Source organism: Bradyrhizobium roseum (genome assembly GCF_030413175.1).
Classification (GTDB): Bacteria; Pseudomonadota; Alphaproteobacteria; order Rhizobiales; family Xanthobacteraceae; genus Bradyrhizobium; species Bradyrhizobium roseum.
Map to the genome: position 1 here is coordinate 3,694,354 of NZ_CP129212.1, position 13,841 is coordinate 3,708,194.

18 protein-coding genes are annotated in these 13,841 nt (G+C 63.3%); 6 read left to right on the forward strand and 12 right to left on the reverse strand.

The window, feature by feature from the left end:
• Positions 1–8 precede the first annotated feature (8 nt).
• Positions 9–440, reverse strand: coding sequence for a lysozyme inhibitor LprI family protein (locus QUH67_RS17710; protein WP_300940072.1), 432 nt, complete (start codon positions 438–440; stop codon positions 9–11).
• A 644-nt stretch (positions 441–1,084) separates the two neighbouring features.
• On the opposite strand from QUH67_RS17710, the gene QUH67_RS17715 reads away from it, so the two are divergent.
• Positions 1,085–1,594: a hypothetical protein gene (locus QUH67_RS17715; RefSeq protein ID WP_300940073.1), complete on the forward strand. Its 510-nt coding sequence runs from the start codon at positions 1,085–1,087 to the stop codon at positions 1,592–1,594.
• 143 nt (positions 1,595–1,737) lie between these two features.
• Here the strand turns inward: QUH67_RS17715 and QUH67_RS17720 are convergent, their stop codons facing one another.
• Positions 1,738–2,205: a RidA family protein gene (locus QUH67_RS17720; RefSeq protein WP_300940074.1), complete on the reverse strand. Its 468-nt coding sequence runs from the start codon at positions 2,203–2,205 to the stop codon at positions 1,738–1,740.
• 36 nt (positions 2,206–2,241) lie between these two features.
• Here QUH67_RS17720 and QUH67_RS17725 point away from each other — a divergent pair, with 36 nt between their 5' ends.
• From QUH67_RS17725 to QUH67_RS17735, 3 genes are all read left to right on the forward strand, one after another.
• A complete protein-coding gene (locus QUH67_RS17725; RefSeq protein ID WP_300940075.1) occupies positions 2,242–2,634 on the forward strand; it encodes a LysR family transcriptional regulator in 393 nt (130 codons plus the stop codon).
• A complete protein-coding gene (locus QUH67_RS17730; RefSeq protein WP_300940076.1) occupies positions 2,631–3,227 on the forward strand; it encodes a LysR substrate-binding domain-containing protein in 597 nt (198 codons plus the stop codon). The genes QUH67_RS17725 and QUH67_RS17730 overlap by 4 nt, the downstream gene beginning before the upstream one ends.
• Positions 3,228–3,428: 201 nt before the next feature.
• Positions 3,429–3,575, forward strand: a complete 147-nt coding sequence (locus tag QUH67_RS17735; RefSeq protein WP_300940077.1) for a hypothetical protein — start codon at positions 3,429–3,431, stop codon at positions 3,573–3,575.
• 106 nt (positions 3,576–3,681) lie between these two features.
• On the opposite strand, the gene QUH67_RS17740 is transcribed toward QUH67_RS17735, so the two are convergent.
• From QUH67_RS17740 to pxpB, 3 genes are read right to left on the reverse strand one after another with little or no spacing between them, the layout of a single operon-like run.
• Entirely contained in the window at positions 3,682–4,452 is a 771-nt protein-coding gene (locus QUH67_RS17740; RefSeq protein ID WP_300940078.1) for a LamB/YcsF family protein, read from the reverse strand.
• Between the two features lie 36 nt (positions 4,453–4,488).
• On the reverse strand, positions 4,489–5,535 hold the full coding sequence (locus QUH67_RS17745; RefSeq protein WP_300940079.1) for a 5-oxoprolinase subunit C family protein: 1,047 nt from the start codon (positions 5,533–5,535) through the stop codon (positions 4,489–4,491).
• Positions 5,532–6,263 (reverse strand): 5-oxoprolinase subunit PxpB, encoded by a 732-nt coding sequence (pxpB, locus tag QUH67_RS17750; protein WP_300940080.1) that lies wholly within the window; start codon positions 6,261–6,263, stop codon positions 5,532–5,534. The genes QUH67_RS17745 and pxpB overlap by 4 nt, the downstream gene beginning before the upstream one ends.
• Before the next feature lie 277 nt (positions 6,264–6,540).
• Here pxpB and QUH67_RS17755 point away from each other — a divergent pair, with 277 nt between their 5' ends.
• Both QUH67_RS17755 and QUH67_RS17760 read left to right on the forward strand, forming a co-directional pair.
• Positions 6,541–7,239, forward strand: coding sequence for a ribonuclease activity regulator RraA (locus QUH67_RS17755; RefSeq protein WP_300940081.1), 699 nt, complete (start codon positions 6,541–6,543; stop codon positions 7,237–7,239).
• A gap of 23 nt (positions 7,240–7,262) precedes the next feature.
• Positions 7,263–7,667: a (R)-mandelonitrile lyase gene (locus QUH67_RS17760; protein ID WP_300940082.1), complete on the forward strand. Its 405-nt coding sequence runs from the start codon at positions 7,263–7,265 to the stop codon at positions 7,665–7,667.
• 52 nt (positions 7,668–7,719) lie between these two features.
• On the opposite strand, the gene QUH67_RS17765 is transcribed toward QUH67_RS17760, so the two are convergent.
• The 7 genes from QUH67_RS17765 to QUH67_RS17795 all read right to left on the reverse strand — a co-directional run bounded on the left by QUH67_RS17765 (position 7,720) and on the right by QUH67_RS17795 (position 13,838).
• The gene (locus tag QUH67_RS17765) at positions 7,720–7,947 is read right to left on the reverse strand and encodes a DUF2798 domain-containing protein (protein WP_300940083.1); all 228 of its coding nucleotides are present in this window, start codon (positions 7,945–7,947) and stop codon (positions 7,720–7,722) included.
• Between the two features lie 99 nt (positions 7,948–8,046).
• Positions 8,047–8,403, reverse strand: a complete 357-nt coding sequence (locus QUH67_RS17770) for a hypothetical protein (protein ID WP_300940084.1) — start codon at positions 8,401–8,403, stop codon at positions 8,047–8,049.
• 140 nt (positions 8,404–8,543) lie between these two features.
• Positions 8,544–9,404: a DUF2147 domain-containing protein gene (locus tag QUH67_RS17775; protein WP_300940085.1), complete on the reverse strand. Its 861-nt coding sequence runs from the start codon at positions 9,402–9,404 to the stop codon at positions 8,544–8,546.
• A gap of 310 nt (positions 9,405–9,714) precedes the next feature.
• Positions 9,715–10,110: a hypothetical protein gene (locus QUH67_RS17780; protein WP_300940086.1), complete on the reverse strand. Its 396-nt coding sequence runs from the start codon at positions 10,108–10,110 to the stop codon at positions 9,715–9,717.
• A gap of 120 nt (positions 10,111–10,230) precedes the next feature.
• Positions 10,231–11,655 carry an amidase gene (locus QUH67_RS17785; RefSeq protein WP_300940087.1) on the reverse strand — a complete coding sequence of 475 codons (1,425 nt, stop codon included), beginning with the start codon at positions 11,653–11,655 and terminating at the stop codon, positions 10,231–10,233.
• 62 nt (positions 11,656–11,717) lie between these two features.
• Positions 11,718–12,707 carry a hydroxyacid dehydrogenase gene (locus QUH67_RS17790; protein ID WP_300940088.1) on the reverse strand — a complete coding sequence of 330 codons (990 nt, stop codon included), beginning with the start codon at positions 12,705–12,707 and terminating at the stop codon, positions 11,718–11,720.
• A 30-nt stretch (positions 12,708–12,737) separates the two neighbouring features.
• Entirely contained in the window at positions 12,738–13,838 is a 1,101-nt protein-coding gene (locus QUH67_RS17795) for an ABC transporter ATP-binding protein (protein ID WP_300940089.1), read from the reverse strand.
• Between the last annotated feature and the right edge of the window lie 3 nt (positions 13,839–13,841).

Below are 13,841 nucleotides of genomic sequence, written 5' to 3' on the forward strand. Positions count from 1 at the left end.
CCAGTCCACTATTCGCTCGCGATGTCGGGAGCTCTGACCTTATAGAATCGAAAGAGGGTGTTGACGCGGTCAAGCCTCATCGAAAGCCTGCACTGTGCAAGAATGGTCTTTTCACCACTTCCACCCAGCATGTCGGCGGATGCATGGGAGCATTCTGCTTCACGGTAAGTGATCCACGCACGTTCTGACGCCACTAACCGCCTTAGTAGCTCTTTGCGGTCCTCGATGTCATGTTCAGGATCTTCGGCCTTTTTGAGCTTCGCGACGATCTTGCCATACAGCGCGTTAAGCAGAGTATCAACGGCGCTATCGGCTTCGATCGCGCAAAGCATCTCGTTGATATTGCCGGGTTGAAGTTCCTTGCAATGATCGAGATGGGCTTGAATACGAGCAAGCGCCGGGTGTGGCGGGGTCCAGTCGGTCGTCAGCTTGTGCAGCAAGCGGTGCAAAACCGAGCAGGAACACAAGAGTAAAAAGGCCCATTCTTGGAGCAGAGCTGACCGCTGTGCTCATGGCAAGCAGCGATGCAGCAATCACGACCTCCCAGAAATTAATTGCGTACCCAAGCTGAGTATCGAGACTTTCGTTTGGTGTGGCAGCTTCAGCATCAACGGCCGCTCCGATGATCCAAAGCGACGCTGCAAATAGCCCGCCAATGGTCAATAGAGCGCCAAACAACCATTTGTAATCCGGCATCAACGCGACGAAGAAGGGTGATAGCAGCCCAATAACTAATGCTGCATTCGCAGCAACATTCGCAGACGGCATTCTGACTACCTCGTGAGCCCCGTATCCACGGCGGCAGCTTAAATGGACGCGCAGCGGTCGGTGCAAGTGCCTTTTCCGACAAAAATAGGCCAGTCGACCATTGGCGGAGTACGGCCTCGTCCTCCTTTGTGCGCATTTGTGCGGGGCGCAGTCGATCACGCGTCGTTCAAGTTTCTGCGTGTCAATGAGGTCCGCTGAGGGGCTAAAGCAGGCCCTAGTAGTCTGGAGTGAGCCGCATTATTTTCGAAGATCACAGTCGTTTTCCTAGTGAACACTTGCTGCTGATCCGCACCGACCGTTCAATGGATGCCGTGACATGAGAATGATCAAGGACTTCATCATAGTAACGTTCTTCGCGCTCTCGCCGATGGCTGCGCACGCAAGCGAATGCGATAAATTCAAAGCGATAATGATTCAAGATGCCGCCGAACGTCAGGAGCCATTGCCGAAATTTCAACCGACACGCGTGAAATCTCTGGAAGATGCCAGTAGTCAATCCTTTGAAATCGTGATGTTCGATGACGTGCGGGCGACATTCACATGCTGGTCTTATGACTGGCCAATGACGTTTATTGCCGAAGCGACAACCGCGGATCCGGAATCGATCTCACATGCAGCGTTGCTTGCTACAATGGGCTTTCGCAGTTTTTTTCCTGGAAGAGGTCGTCCAGCTTGGCAGGAAGCTATTGCGACGCGTGATCGACTTATTGAAGCAGCACGGTCATCTGATTCGAAAGCGTCAGAAATTCGTATCGCAGACGGTTGGGCGTCCTGTGCAATCAGTTCTGACGGAACGATGAAGTTTAAGATTTGGAGCGTAGGCTGAGCGCAGCCGAAAAGCGGCAACTGTCCGCTAAAGAGTCATAGCATAACCGGATGCTAACGTGTCCTGCCGTGAGTCCGCTTTGGCCCCAAGAGCCGGCATCATGACACCCATCTGCTTCTCGCCGATGCTGACCAGCATCATGTTCACCGAACGTCGAATATCGCCTCCACTTCGGCGGCCGCGTTTCTCGGCAGCAGGCACCCGATGGTCATCCGGGCGTGTCGGCCCTTGTCTCCCAGCGCCAGCACGAGAAGGTCCGATGCGCCATTCATGACCAGCGAGACGGAAGGAAATGGCGATGCCGCATTGACGCATCCGAACAGGCGCAGGCACTGCTCGATCCGCTCAAGACTTCCCAGGGCTAACTTGGCCTGAGCCAGAATATTCAGCGCGCAACAGCGGGCGGCGATCGTCGCATTCTCGACCGACACGTCCACGCCGACTTGACCGATATGCTGGCTCGCCACCTGGCCATCCGGCCCGTAGCAGAGCTGGCCGGCAATGAACAGCTGGTTGCCGCTGCGCGTGAAGGGAGCGTAATTGCCGGCCGGGACAATGGGTGGAGGCAGGACAAGACCGGCTGCATGCAAGCGTTGTTCGACGATATCCATCGCTGGTAGGGTCCTTTGTTGAGTCTCGATCGTCAGATGACTCCTGCGCTCGAAGATCGCAAACGATGTGTCGTCGGCCTACCGGTAGGAAAACTCATGCTAAGTCCGGCAAAACGGAAACTCCCACCCCTCAACGCCCTCCGCTTTTTTGAGGCGGCCGCGCGCCGCTGCAGCTTTGCAAGCGCAGCGGTCGAGCTTTGCGTCACGCCTGGTGCGGTGAGCCGACAGGTCCGGTCGCTGGAAGCCCATCTGGGTGTCAATTTATTCCGCAGGCACCCGCAGCATCTGGAGATCACGCCGGCAGGGGCAAAGCTGGCTGCGATTGCGCGCACGGCGCTTGATGCGATTGAGCGGGAGGCCCGGCGGTTCGAGAAGGAGCAGAACGAGGTACGTATCGGCGTATCGCCGAATTTGGCACGCGGTGGATGAGCTCTCGCCTTCGCGAATTTCGAGCCGATCAGCCGGCCATCCGTCTGGTCATCGAGGCCAGGGAGGAGCTATCCGATCTTTCTGCAGGCGATGTCGATTTCGTTGTGAGGTTTGGCGACGGCAACTGGCCCAGCGCGGCCACGGATCTGCTTTTTGGCGGGCCACTTGTTGCGGTGGTCAGCCCGCAGCTGGTTCGAGAGCATCGGCTCAATGGATCAAAGATCGTCCGCGAACTTCCTCTGATCCACGTCGAACGAACGGATGATTGGACCTCGTGGCTGGGCGCTGCCGGGATGCGAGCGGCAGGCGAACGCGCGGAGACCATTGTGAGCCACGCGCATCTCGCGGTGGAGGCTGCGATTCACGGCGCCGGCGTTGCACTGGTCCATTCGGCGCTCGTCGTCAGGGAATTATCCCAACGACACCTGCAGCTCGCATCGCCCTGCACGCTTTCCAGCGAGAAAGGCTATTGGTTGGCGAGATCGGCTCATCAGAAGCCCACGAAGGCCGCAAAGATCGTGATGGACTGGTTCCGCAAGCGTGCACAGCTCGAAGGCGTGACCCTGGGGCAGGCCGTGCCTTCCGCGAGGTAGTGGTGCAGTGCGTGGTTGGGATCGGACGTGCGACCGGCACCGAAACGGCGCGAATAAAATTCTCGCCTCTGTCGGCTGGAGAGAAATTTTTCTCTCAAAACCGTGCGACCGGAAGCGTCCGCATCGCTATTTTACCAGCCGCCTTGAATCCCGCCACAAACGATCTTCCATATGCAGCCCATGACGCGTTGGAGATCGATAATGCGCGAACTATCGGCGGAAGCCCGCCTGCACCTTCTTGCACGTTCGCGCCGCGCGAGCACGGGTTTTCACACCGCGGCGCTCTACAGCGCGTTCGCGCTCATTGCTGCCATCGTGTTCGGGACGCTCTCGGTTCATCCGTTTTAGGGGCTGATAGGGCGGGCAAAGGCGCAACGCGCCGTGCCCGCCATCTCGCAGCGAATTCGATGATGGATGGTGGGCACGTCGCTTCGCTCCTTTGCCCGCCTACCGATCAGATCTTCGTCTTGAATGGCGCCACCGTAATCCCTGCATCCCTCAGCGCCTCACGCACCTTACGCCCGATCTCGACCGCGCCCGGCGTATCGCCGTGAATGCAGACGGTATCCGTTCGCATCTTGATCACCTTGCCGGTCACGGACACCACCGCGCCGTCCTGTACCATCCGCACGACTCGGTCGGCGATCTCGCTGGCGTCGTGCAGCACGGCGCCCGGCTTCTTCCGCGACACCAGCAAGCCATCGTCGCCATAGGCGCGGTCGGCGAACACCTCGTGCACCATCGGCAGATTGGCGGCTTCGCCGGCCTGCACCAGTTTTGAATTGGCGAGCACGACAAAGATCAGGTTGGGATCGACGGCCTTGATGCCGTTGGCGATCGCGCGCGCGGTCACGTCGTCCTCGCAGGCGACATTGGAGATCGCGCCGTGCGCCTTGACATGGGTGACCTTGTAGCCGGCCGCGGTCGCAATCGCCTGCAGCGCGCCGATCTGGTAGGCGATCAAATTCTCGATCTCGGACGATGTGAGGCCCGGCATCGGCCGCCGGCCGAAGCCGTGGAGGTCGCGGTAGCCGGGATGCGCGCCGACGCTGACGCCGCGCGCCTTTGCCAGTTCGACCGTGTGGCGCATGATGTCGGGGTCGCCGGCATGAAAGCCGCAGGCGACGTTCACCGACGTCGCCAGTTCGATCATCGCGGCGTCATTGCCCATCTCCCACGCGCCAAATCCTTCGCCGAGATCGCAATTGAGGTCGATGGTTGCCATGTTGTTGGTCCGCTTCTCGTGGGTGGATCGACGTAATCAGTCCGGGCCGGCCAGCGCTTCGGCGTGCCAGGTTCCGGCATCGACGGCGCTGACGGCGTGGCCCGCGACATTGGCATCGTGCAGCGCATCGATATTGAGATCAACGCTTTCGATGGCGCGCAGCCGTTCGGGCAGGGTGCGCAGCAGCTCCGCAAATTTGCGCGCCTCTGCCTGGGCTTCCGCCATGCTGACGGCCGTGAAACGAAACGGCTGGCCGGCGGGGGTCTGCGCGAACCGGCCGAAATCGGCCGATATCACCGTTGCGATTTTTGGATAGCCGCCGCTGGTGCCGCGGTCCCGCATCAGCACGATCGGCTGGCCGTTGCCGGGCACCTGCAGGCTGCCGTCGACGGTGCCGTCGGATACGATGTTGTGGCCGTGCAGATGCTTGATCATGGGGCCTTCGAGCCGGTAGCCCATGCGGTCGCTGGTGGGCGAGATCTTCCATTCGCTGTCGACGAACAGCTTTTTGGTGTCCCCGGCGAACTCGTCGTCCTGCGGTCCCCAGACGATGCGGATCGGCGCCTCGCTCGCGGCCGGCAGTTCGATCCGCCGTTCCGGCGCGCCGCTGGCCGCCTTTACCTGCAACGCGTCACCGGATTGCAGCGGCCGCGGGTAGGGGCTGCCGAGCCCGGCGCGGGCATTGACGGCGAGGCTGCCGAACTTCGGCTCGCCTTCGATGCCGCCTTCAATCGCGAGATAGCTGAACGAGCCGCCGCGGGCGAAGCCGAGGGTGAGCGTCTCGCCCTCGGCCAGGGTTGCCGACATATCGGATGCTACGGTGCGGCCGGCGATATCGGCATTGCGCGACGCTCCCGCCATCGCGACGCGCACCGTGCCGCCGCGCGCGGTGAACTTTGCGCCGAACGGTCCGACTTCGACGACCGCCGTGAAGGGTTCATTGCCGACCAGCGTGTTGGCGGCCGCCAGCGCCAGCCGGTCCATCGCGCCGCTCGGCACCAGGCCGTAACGCTGCGAGCCCGGGCGTCCGCCGTCCTGCACCGAACTCGCCGGCCCGATCGAGTCAATGACGAGGGAACTCATGAGGCGATCTGCTCGGCGATGAATTCGCCCGCTTCGGCCGCGCGATCCTGGTCGGCGAAGGTCTTGGCATCGACCGGGGTGAAGGTGATGTTGTCGCCGGGCTCCAGCAGGAAGATCGGATCGCGATGAAGCTGATAGGTGCGGACGGCGGTTCGTCCCAGCAGGTGCCAGCCGCTCGGACCCGCGAGGCACTGGACGCCGGTCTGGACGCCGCCGATCGAAACCGTGCCGGCGGGCGTCAGCAATCGCGGGTTCTGCCGCCGCGGCATGTGCAGGGTTTCGGTCAGCCCGCTGAGGTAGGACCAGCCGGGGGTAAAGCCGATCATGGCGACCCGGTAGTCGCCGGCGACATGGCGCGCTACGATCTCTTCCGGCGTGATGTTGAGCGTCTTGGCGACGTCCTCGAGGTCGATGCCGTGCTCGCCGCCATAGCACACCGGAATCCGCCAGCGTCGTGTGTTGGTTGCTGCAGGCACCGGCCGCTGCGCGAGTGTGAGGATCTGACCGCCCAGCCGGTCGAAGTCGACTTGTACCGGATCGTAGTGAACCAACAGCGAGCGATAGGTCGGCACCGTCTCGGTGACGCCGGTCACCGGCTCGGCGGCCATGGCGCGGTCGAGCGCCAGCACCCGCCGGTTGGCGACATCGTCGATATTGCGACTGAATTCCACCGTGATGGCACTGTCGCCACTCGGCAAGAGGCGGGGCGGGGGGAACGTCGAGGTCATGGTTTCCGAACGGTCTCGTCGCTTTCGCTTTTGAGCATGATCTCACCGGAAAACCGGTGCCCACTTTTCCGGATCATGCTCGCCTGAAGCTGTAGCGTGTTTCGGCTGCGAGTGGAATTCGCCAGATGCGAAATTAATCAGCAAGTTCAATAAATTAATATGCATGCCCGCGATAAGGCATTGTGATCGAACGCCTTTCCGAGAGCCCTTGACGGACCACCCGCGCTTCGCAAGATGCGCGACTTCATCGATCATCCCTCCGGAGCCTGCATCCCAGATGTCCCTTTCCCCCGAAGCCGTCGCAACCCTGTCCGGCGTGTCCACCGCCACCATCACCACCGTTCTGCTCAAGAAGGGCCTGCGAAACGTCTGGATGCGCGGCACCAAGCCGCTGCGGCCGGGGCAGCCCAGGCTGGTCGGACCGGCTTTTACGCTGCGCTTCGTGCCGGCGCGCGAGGATCTCGCGACGCCGGAATCCTGGTCGTCGCCGATCTCGACCCGCACCGCGATCGAAGCCATGCCGAAGGGCTGCATCGCCGTGGTCGACGCCATGGGCGTCGCCGATGCCGGCATTTTCGGCGACATTCTCTGTGCGCGGATGGTCAAGCGCGGGGTGGCTGCGCTGATCTCTGACGGCGTCGTGCGCGACATCGAAGGCGTGCTCGGCACCCATCTTCCCGTCTGGTGCGATGGTTTTGCCGCCCCGCCCTCGGTGGCCGGGCTGACTTTCGTCGGTTGGGGCGAGCCGATCGGCTGCGGCGGGGTCGCGGTATTTCCGAACGACATCGTGGTCGCGGACCAGGATGGCGCCGTGCTGATCCCGCAGGCGATGCTCGATCACGTGCTGGCGGAAGGGCCGGAGCAGGAGCGGATGGAAGCCTGGATCGTCAACGAGGTGAACAACGGCGCAGCGTTGCCCGGCCTCTATCCGATGAACGCCGAGACCAAGGCGCGTTACGCGGCGACGAAGAAATAAGATCAGAAAAAGGAGACAACTCCATGGACATCCATCTCGCAGGCTCCCGGCCGACGCTTCGGGCGCCGGCTGAATATTTTACCGGCACGGTGCTGCAGGATCCGATCATCCAGACCGAGGCGCCGGCGCGGCTGGCCTCGACGCGCGTCTCCTTTGAGCCCGGTGCACGCACGGCCTGGCACACGCATCCGCTCGGCCAGACGCTCTACGTGATCTCGGGCGTCGGACGGGTGCAGACCAAGGGCGGCCCGATCAGGGAAATTCGCCCCGGTGACGTCGTCTGGATACCGCCCGGTGAAAAGCACTGGCATGGCGCGTCGCCGACCAATGCCATGACCCACATCGCCATGCAGGAGGCGGCCGACGGCAGCTATGTCACCTGGATGGAGCACGTGACAGACGCGGAATATTCGTCGAAGGTGGGTTAGGCCCGAACTCGTTTAGCCGCTTGTATGAAGCGCGTATCGACACGTGCCTCATTCATTCGCGGGTTACCGCATGCGCCAAGCGGCGGATCGCTGGGGCTGCAAAAATCACCACCGGCAGCATCAAGAGCCAGGAGACCAGCCAAGCCTGCAGCCAGTGCACGGTGAAGGAACCTGTTGCGCTGAAAGGCAGGCTGGCTATCGCGGCCGCGATGGCCGACGTCAGGCCGGACTGAATAACGCCAAAGACGAAGTGACTGTAGCGACGAGGTATTCCCAGCATCCTGCTCTTCCACGCTGCCTTACCGAGGCAGTGCAATTCACGTGCCCGTCTCGGTTCGGCTGCGGGTAAATTGCAGACGATCGTCGGGCCACAGCTAATTTAGATCCGCTGCGCCGTCCAGGTGCCCGAGCAAAGCGCGGCGCGCCAGGTGCCCGAACCGGAAGTGCCCGAGAGGCGGCCGGTGCCGACCGCACGCTTGACGCCGTTTGCCAGCGTGACGCTGATGTTGCCGGCGTCGGCGACGCGGCCGGATGCGGTGACGGCCACGCTGTTCGAGGCGACCTGACCATTGTTGATTTCGATCGAGACCGACGCGCCGCTGGGGCAGGCCGCGTTCGAGGAGACGATCTGGACATTCCAGTCACCGTCGAACGTCGCGGCGGCGGACGGTGCAGCGAAGCCCAGTGCGGCGGCAAACAGCGAAGCGGCGATCAGAGATTTTGAAGACGTGATCATGACGAGCCCCTTTTGGTTTGGACACGAACACGATCTCACAGCGGCGGCCGGGTCACCGTGACTGTTGTCACGCAAAAAAAGCCCCGCGTTTCCGCAGGGCTTTTGTTGAGCTCCCGGGAGTGCCCGGCGTCACACGCCGGTCAGTTGACGCGGGTCCAGGTCTGGCCGCCGCAGAACATGCCGCCAAAGGCGCAGCCCTGCACGCGCAGCGTATCGGTATTCTTCAGGGCGATCGTCGAATCGTAGGTGCTGCCGCTGTTCGGATCGAAGATCCGGCCGCTCCACTTGTCCTTGCCGGGCTTCATGTTGATCAGCACCTGCTCGCCGTTCTGGTTCGACTTCTTGTCGACCGCGTAGCCGCAGAGGTTGGAGCCGCATTCTTCGATTCTGACCTTGCCCTCCTTCTCTTCCGTCAGCCAGACGCCGAGCGGCGAGTTCGACGGCGAAACGGCTGAACTTGCGGGAGCGGCAGCCTGTTTCTGTGGCGGCGGAAGTGGCGCCGGCGCAGGTGCGGCGACGGCAGCTGGCGGCGGCGGGGCAGCCGGAACGGCTTGAGCAGGTGCAGGCGCCGGCGCCGGGGGTGGCGGCGCGATCACAATCGTTGTGGTGGGCTCGGGCGGAGCGGGGGCGGGAGGCGGCGGTGCCGGTGGGACAGCCGCCTGCTCGGCCGGTGCGGGAGCAGGAGCAGCTGGTGCAAGCGCTGCCGGCGCAGGGGCTGGCGCAGGCGGTGCGGCAGCCGGAGCTGCCGGCTCTGGCACGGCCTGCGGCGTGGACTTCGCCTGCTGCGGCGTCTTCCGGGCCGGACGATCGAGATCGCCTTCCTCGCCGCGCGGGCGTTTCGGTTTCTTGCCGGTGTTGTCGTAGACGCCGGGAATCTGAACCGTGCCGCGATCCGGATCGATCGTAATGGTGTGGCCACCATATTCGAACTTGTATTGCGCCTGCGCGGCGGTGAGGCTGCTCGCCAGCAACAGCACAGCGATAGCGAGACTCTTCTTCATTGCGACCTCCTGAGCAGGGAACCCCGGAAAGCTATTACGCAGCGATAGCTTCGCCCAACGTGATCCGGATCACTTTCAAAGTATGAGTCGTGTACTAGCGGCTCTGGGTTCAAACCCGATCGCGGCAGTTTAAATAGCACGCGCGGAGCGGTCAATTTACGGCGAAAACAGATGAAACTGCGAACTCAAGGCGCAGATCTTGGCGGTGCTTGATTTCGTGCTGGGGCTGCCGCGCGCCGACATCGATACCGGTGTCGATATCGCCAAGAAGGATTTGTTCGGGCCGCCGCGATAATGCGTCGGAGCGCGGCTACGCCGCTGCGCCGCGGCCGCTCATCTCGCTCTTCAGTTGCTCGAAGCGTCGGCGTGCGTCGCGTTCGCAATCGTCGACCATCTGGATCGCGGCCTCGCGCGACATCGGGCCTGAGACGACAGGCGCGGAATTTTCACCAATCGTCTCGTCGACATAATAGTCGCCATGGTCGAGGCGGACCGTCCATTTGAAACGGATCGCGGCCATCGGACCGGGACCATGCTTCGAGTAACCGTGTGCCTCGACCGGGGCAGGTGCTGTGGGAAGCGGCGGGGGGACCGCAGGCCGTTGCTCTGCAATCGCGGCTTTCTCGGAGTCGCGGCGGTTTTCCGGCGGCTCCAGAATGCTGGCGATGGTCGCCAGGGCATGGTCGGTCGGGTCGCCATAAGTCACGGTTCAGCCTCCGGATCGAGTTATGTCTTCCGGAATCGGTGTCCCACTTCCGCCCGGTGCACATTCTTCAGTGCCGATCCGGCCGCGCTTTGTCAAATCTTGGCGTTTTTGCGGCAGACGTTACGCACAGACCGGAGGTAATATGTTCCGCCAAGGGCGCTGCTGTTCGAGCTGGCCGGCGAGCCGGAACAGCGTCGCCTCATCGCCGAACCGGGCCGAGAACATCATGCCGAGCGGCAAGCCCGCCTTGTTCCAGGCCAGCGGCACCGACATCGCCGGCTGCCCGGACATGTTGAACATGGACGTCCCCGGCATGTAGCGGCGCAGGATCGGGGCGATGTGCGACAGGTCTTCCGACATGGTGTCGAGCTCGCCAATTCGCAGCGGCGGCGCGCACAAGGTCGGACACAGGAAAACGTCGCAGCTTTCGAAGAACGTCGCCAGCGCGCGCGAAATCTGGAACGCGGCGAGCTGGGCGGCGACATAGTCGGTCGCGCTGGTCTTTGCCGCGTTGTGCGCGCTCGCCAGCGTCAGTCTTTCGAAATCGTTCTGGGTCGCGGCGCGGCCGAGCCGCTGTTCGATCAGCCGCACCGTGAGCGCCGTGTTGGCGCCGACGATGGTGGCCATGACTGCGGCCGGGTCGGCGGCAAGCACTGGCGCCCGTTCCTCGACGTGATGGCCGAGCTCCGCCAGCAGGCCTGCGATCTCGCGCACGGCCGCCGCGATTTCCGGATCGATGGCGTCGCCATAGGGCGATTTGTCGGTGAAGGCGATGCGGAGTTTTCCGGGGTCGCGGCTGACTTCCTGCGCAAACGGCCGTTGCGGCGGCGGCGCCACATAGGGGCTCGACGGCTCCGGGCCGTGGATCGCGTCCATCATGACGGCGCTGTCGCGCACGCTGATGCTGACAACATGGCCGCAGGAGAAGCCGCCCCAGCCTTCGCCGCGATCGGGGCCGAGCGGATTGCGCGCCCGGGTCGGCTTCAGGCCGAACACGCCGCAGGCGGAGGCAGGGATCCGGATCGAGCCGCCGCCGTCGCTGGCATGTGCGACGGGAAGGATGCGGGCGGCCACCGCCGCGGCCGCGCCGCCCGATGACCCGCCGGAAGAATGCGCGAGATTCCAGGGATTGCGGGTCGGCCCGTGCAGCCGAGACTCCGTCGTCGGCATCAGGCCGAATTCCGGACTGGCGCTCTTGCCGAAGATCGCGAGACCTGCGTCGAGGAAGCGTTGCGAGAGCGTGCCGGTGTGGTCGGCGACAAAATCCTTCAGGACGCTAGCGCCCGACGTCGTGCGCGTGCCCTCCAGGAGATCGAGGTCCTTCAGCAGGAACGGCACGCCGCTGAAGGGGCCGTCGGGCAGGCCGCGCGCAACCTGGCGTTCGGCATGGTCGTAATGCTTGACGACGACCGCGTTGATCTGCGGATCGACCTTTGCGGTGCGGGCGATGGCCTCGTCGAGCAGCTCTTTGGCGGTGATGTCCTTGTTCCGAACCAGCTCCGCCAGGCCGACCGCGTCATAGTTGCCGTATTCCCTGAAGGCCATGCGGATACCTCATTTGCCGGCCGGTCCGTGGACCGGCCGCGCAGGGTCGTGACAGACCGATTTTAGCCGAGCACGTCCTGGTTGATCACGTTCTGCCGCAGCGGATCGCCATCGAGCACGCTGAGAATATTGCGGGCGGTCTGCTCGCTCATGCGGTCCACGGCTTCCACCGTGACACCGGCCACATGCGGCGCCGTGATGACGTTGGGGAGCGAGAGCAGCGCCTGGCCGGCCGGCGGGGGTTCCTGCTCGAAGACGTCGAGGCCGGCGCCGGCGAGCTTGCCCGAGGTCAGCGCCGTGTACAACGCGGCTTCGTCAACGATGCCGCCGCGCGCGGTGTTGACCAGGAAGGCTTTCGGCTTCATGCGCTTGAGCCTGTCGGCATTGAACATGCCGATCGTCTCCGGATTTTTCGGGCAGTGGATGCTGACGAAGTCGGCGCGCGGCAGGGCAGCATCGAGGTCAGCGACCGGCTCGCAGCCGGCAGCCTTGATGTCGGCGGCCGGCTTGTAGGGGTCGAAGATCAGCACGTTCATTTCCATCGCCAGGCAGCGCTTGGCAGTGCGGCTGCCGATGCGGCCGAAGCCCACGATCAAAATCGTCTTGCCGTAGAGGTCGAAGGGCAGCATGCCGAGCCGCTCGGGCCAGCGGTTGTCGCGGACCAGCGCATGCATTTCAGTGGCGCGCTTGGCGAGCGTCAGCATCATGAACAGCGCGCATTCGGCCACTGACGGCGAGTTGGCCGTGCCCGCGACCATCAGCGGCACCTTGCGGCGGCTGAGCGCCGGGACGTCGACGGCGTCGAAGCCGACGCCGATCCGGGTTACCACCTGCATGTCCTGGGAGGACTCAAGCTCGGGATCGCCAAAACGGGTGCCGCCGAGGGCGACGCCGTGCACCGGCGCATGTTCCTTGAGCTTGGCGTTGAAATCCGCCTGCGAGATCATGTTGGGAAATTCGATCAGGTCGATGTCGTCCCGCGCGTTGAGCAGCGCGCGGCCCTGCTGCGACATCGATTCCGTGATGAAGATTTTCTTCTTGTTGGTAGCCATTTCCTGCCCTTGGGTCTCACAATGGCGCCGTCAAAGGACGGCGCCCGAGGCCTCATTTAGCAGGTGCATGTTATTGAGGTCCACAGCCAATCGGAGCGGGCCGCCATCCTGCGCGCCGGCATTGGGATTGACCCGGCCGCATACCTGCGTGCCCTCCATGGTGAAATAGATCAGCGTCTCCATTCCCATCGGCTCGGTGACGTCGAGCACGGTGTCGAAGGTCTCCACGCCGGGCTCCGCATGCTGCTTGGCCTCGGTGATATGCTCCGGCCGCAGCCCGAGCAGCAGCTTGTCGGATCGCGGGACGTTCTGGTAGCGGGCGGCGCGGGCCGGCGGCAACGGGAAGACGATGCGGTCGGTCAGGCGGACATGCAGCTTGCCGGCAATTTCCTCCAGCCGGCACGGGATGAAATTCATCGCCGGCGAGCCGATGAAGCTGGCGACGAATTTCGTCGCGGGCTTGTGGTAAAGCTCGTTCGGCGTGCCGATCTGCTCGATCCGGCCGTGGTTCATCACCACCACGCGGTCGGCCAGCGTCATCGCCTCGACCTGGTCGTGGGTGACGTAGACCGTCGTGGTGCGGACCTTCTGGTGAACCTTCTTGATCTCGATCCGCATCTGCACGCGCAGCTTGGCGTCGAGGTTGGACAGCGGCTCGTCGAACAGAAACACTTTCGGGTTGCGCACGATGGCGCGGCCCATCGCGACGCGCTGGCGCTGGCCGCCGGACAACTGCTTCGGCTTGCGGTCGATCAGCTCGACGATATCGAGCATGCGCGCAGCTTCGTCGACGCGGCTCTTGATCTCGGCCTTGGGGTAGCGCTTCAGACGCAGTCCGAACGACATGTTCTCGGCGACCGTCATGTGCGGATAGAGCGCGTAGTTCTGGAACACCATCGCGATATCGCGATCCTTCGGCGGCACGTCGTTGATGACGTCGCCGCCGATCATGATGTCGCCGTCGGAAATGTCCTCCAGGCCGGCGATCATCCGCAGCGTGGTCGACTTGCCGCAACCCGACGGCCCGACCAGCACGACGAACTCATGGTCGGCGATGTCGAGATCGATGCCGCGCACCGCCTCGACCTCGTCATAACGCTTCACCACCTTGCGCAACGTCACGTCAGCCATGAG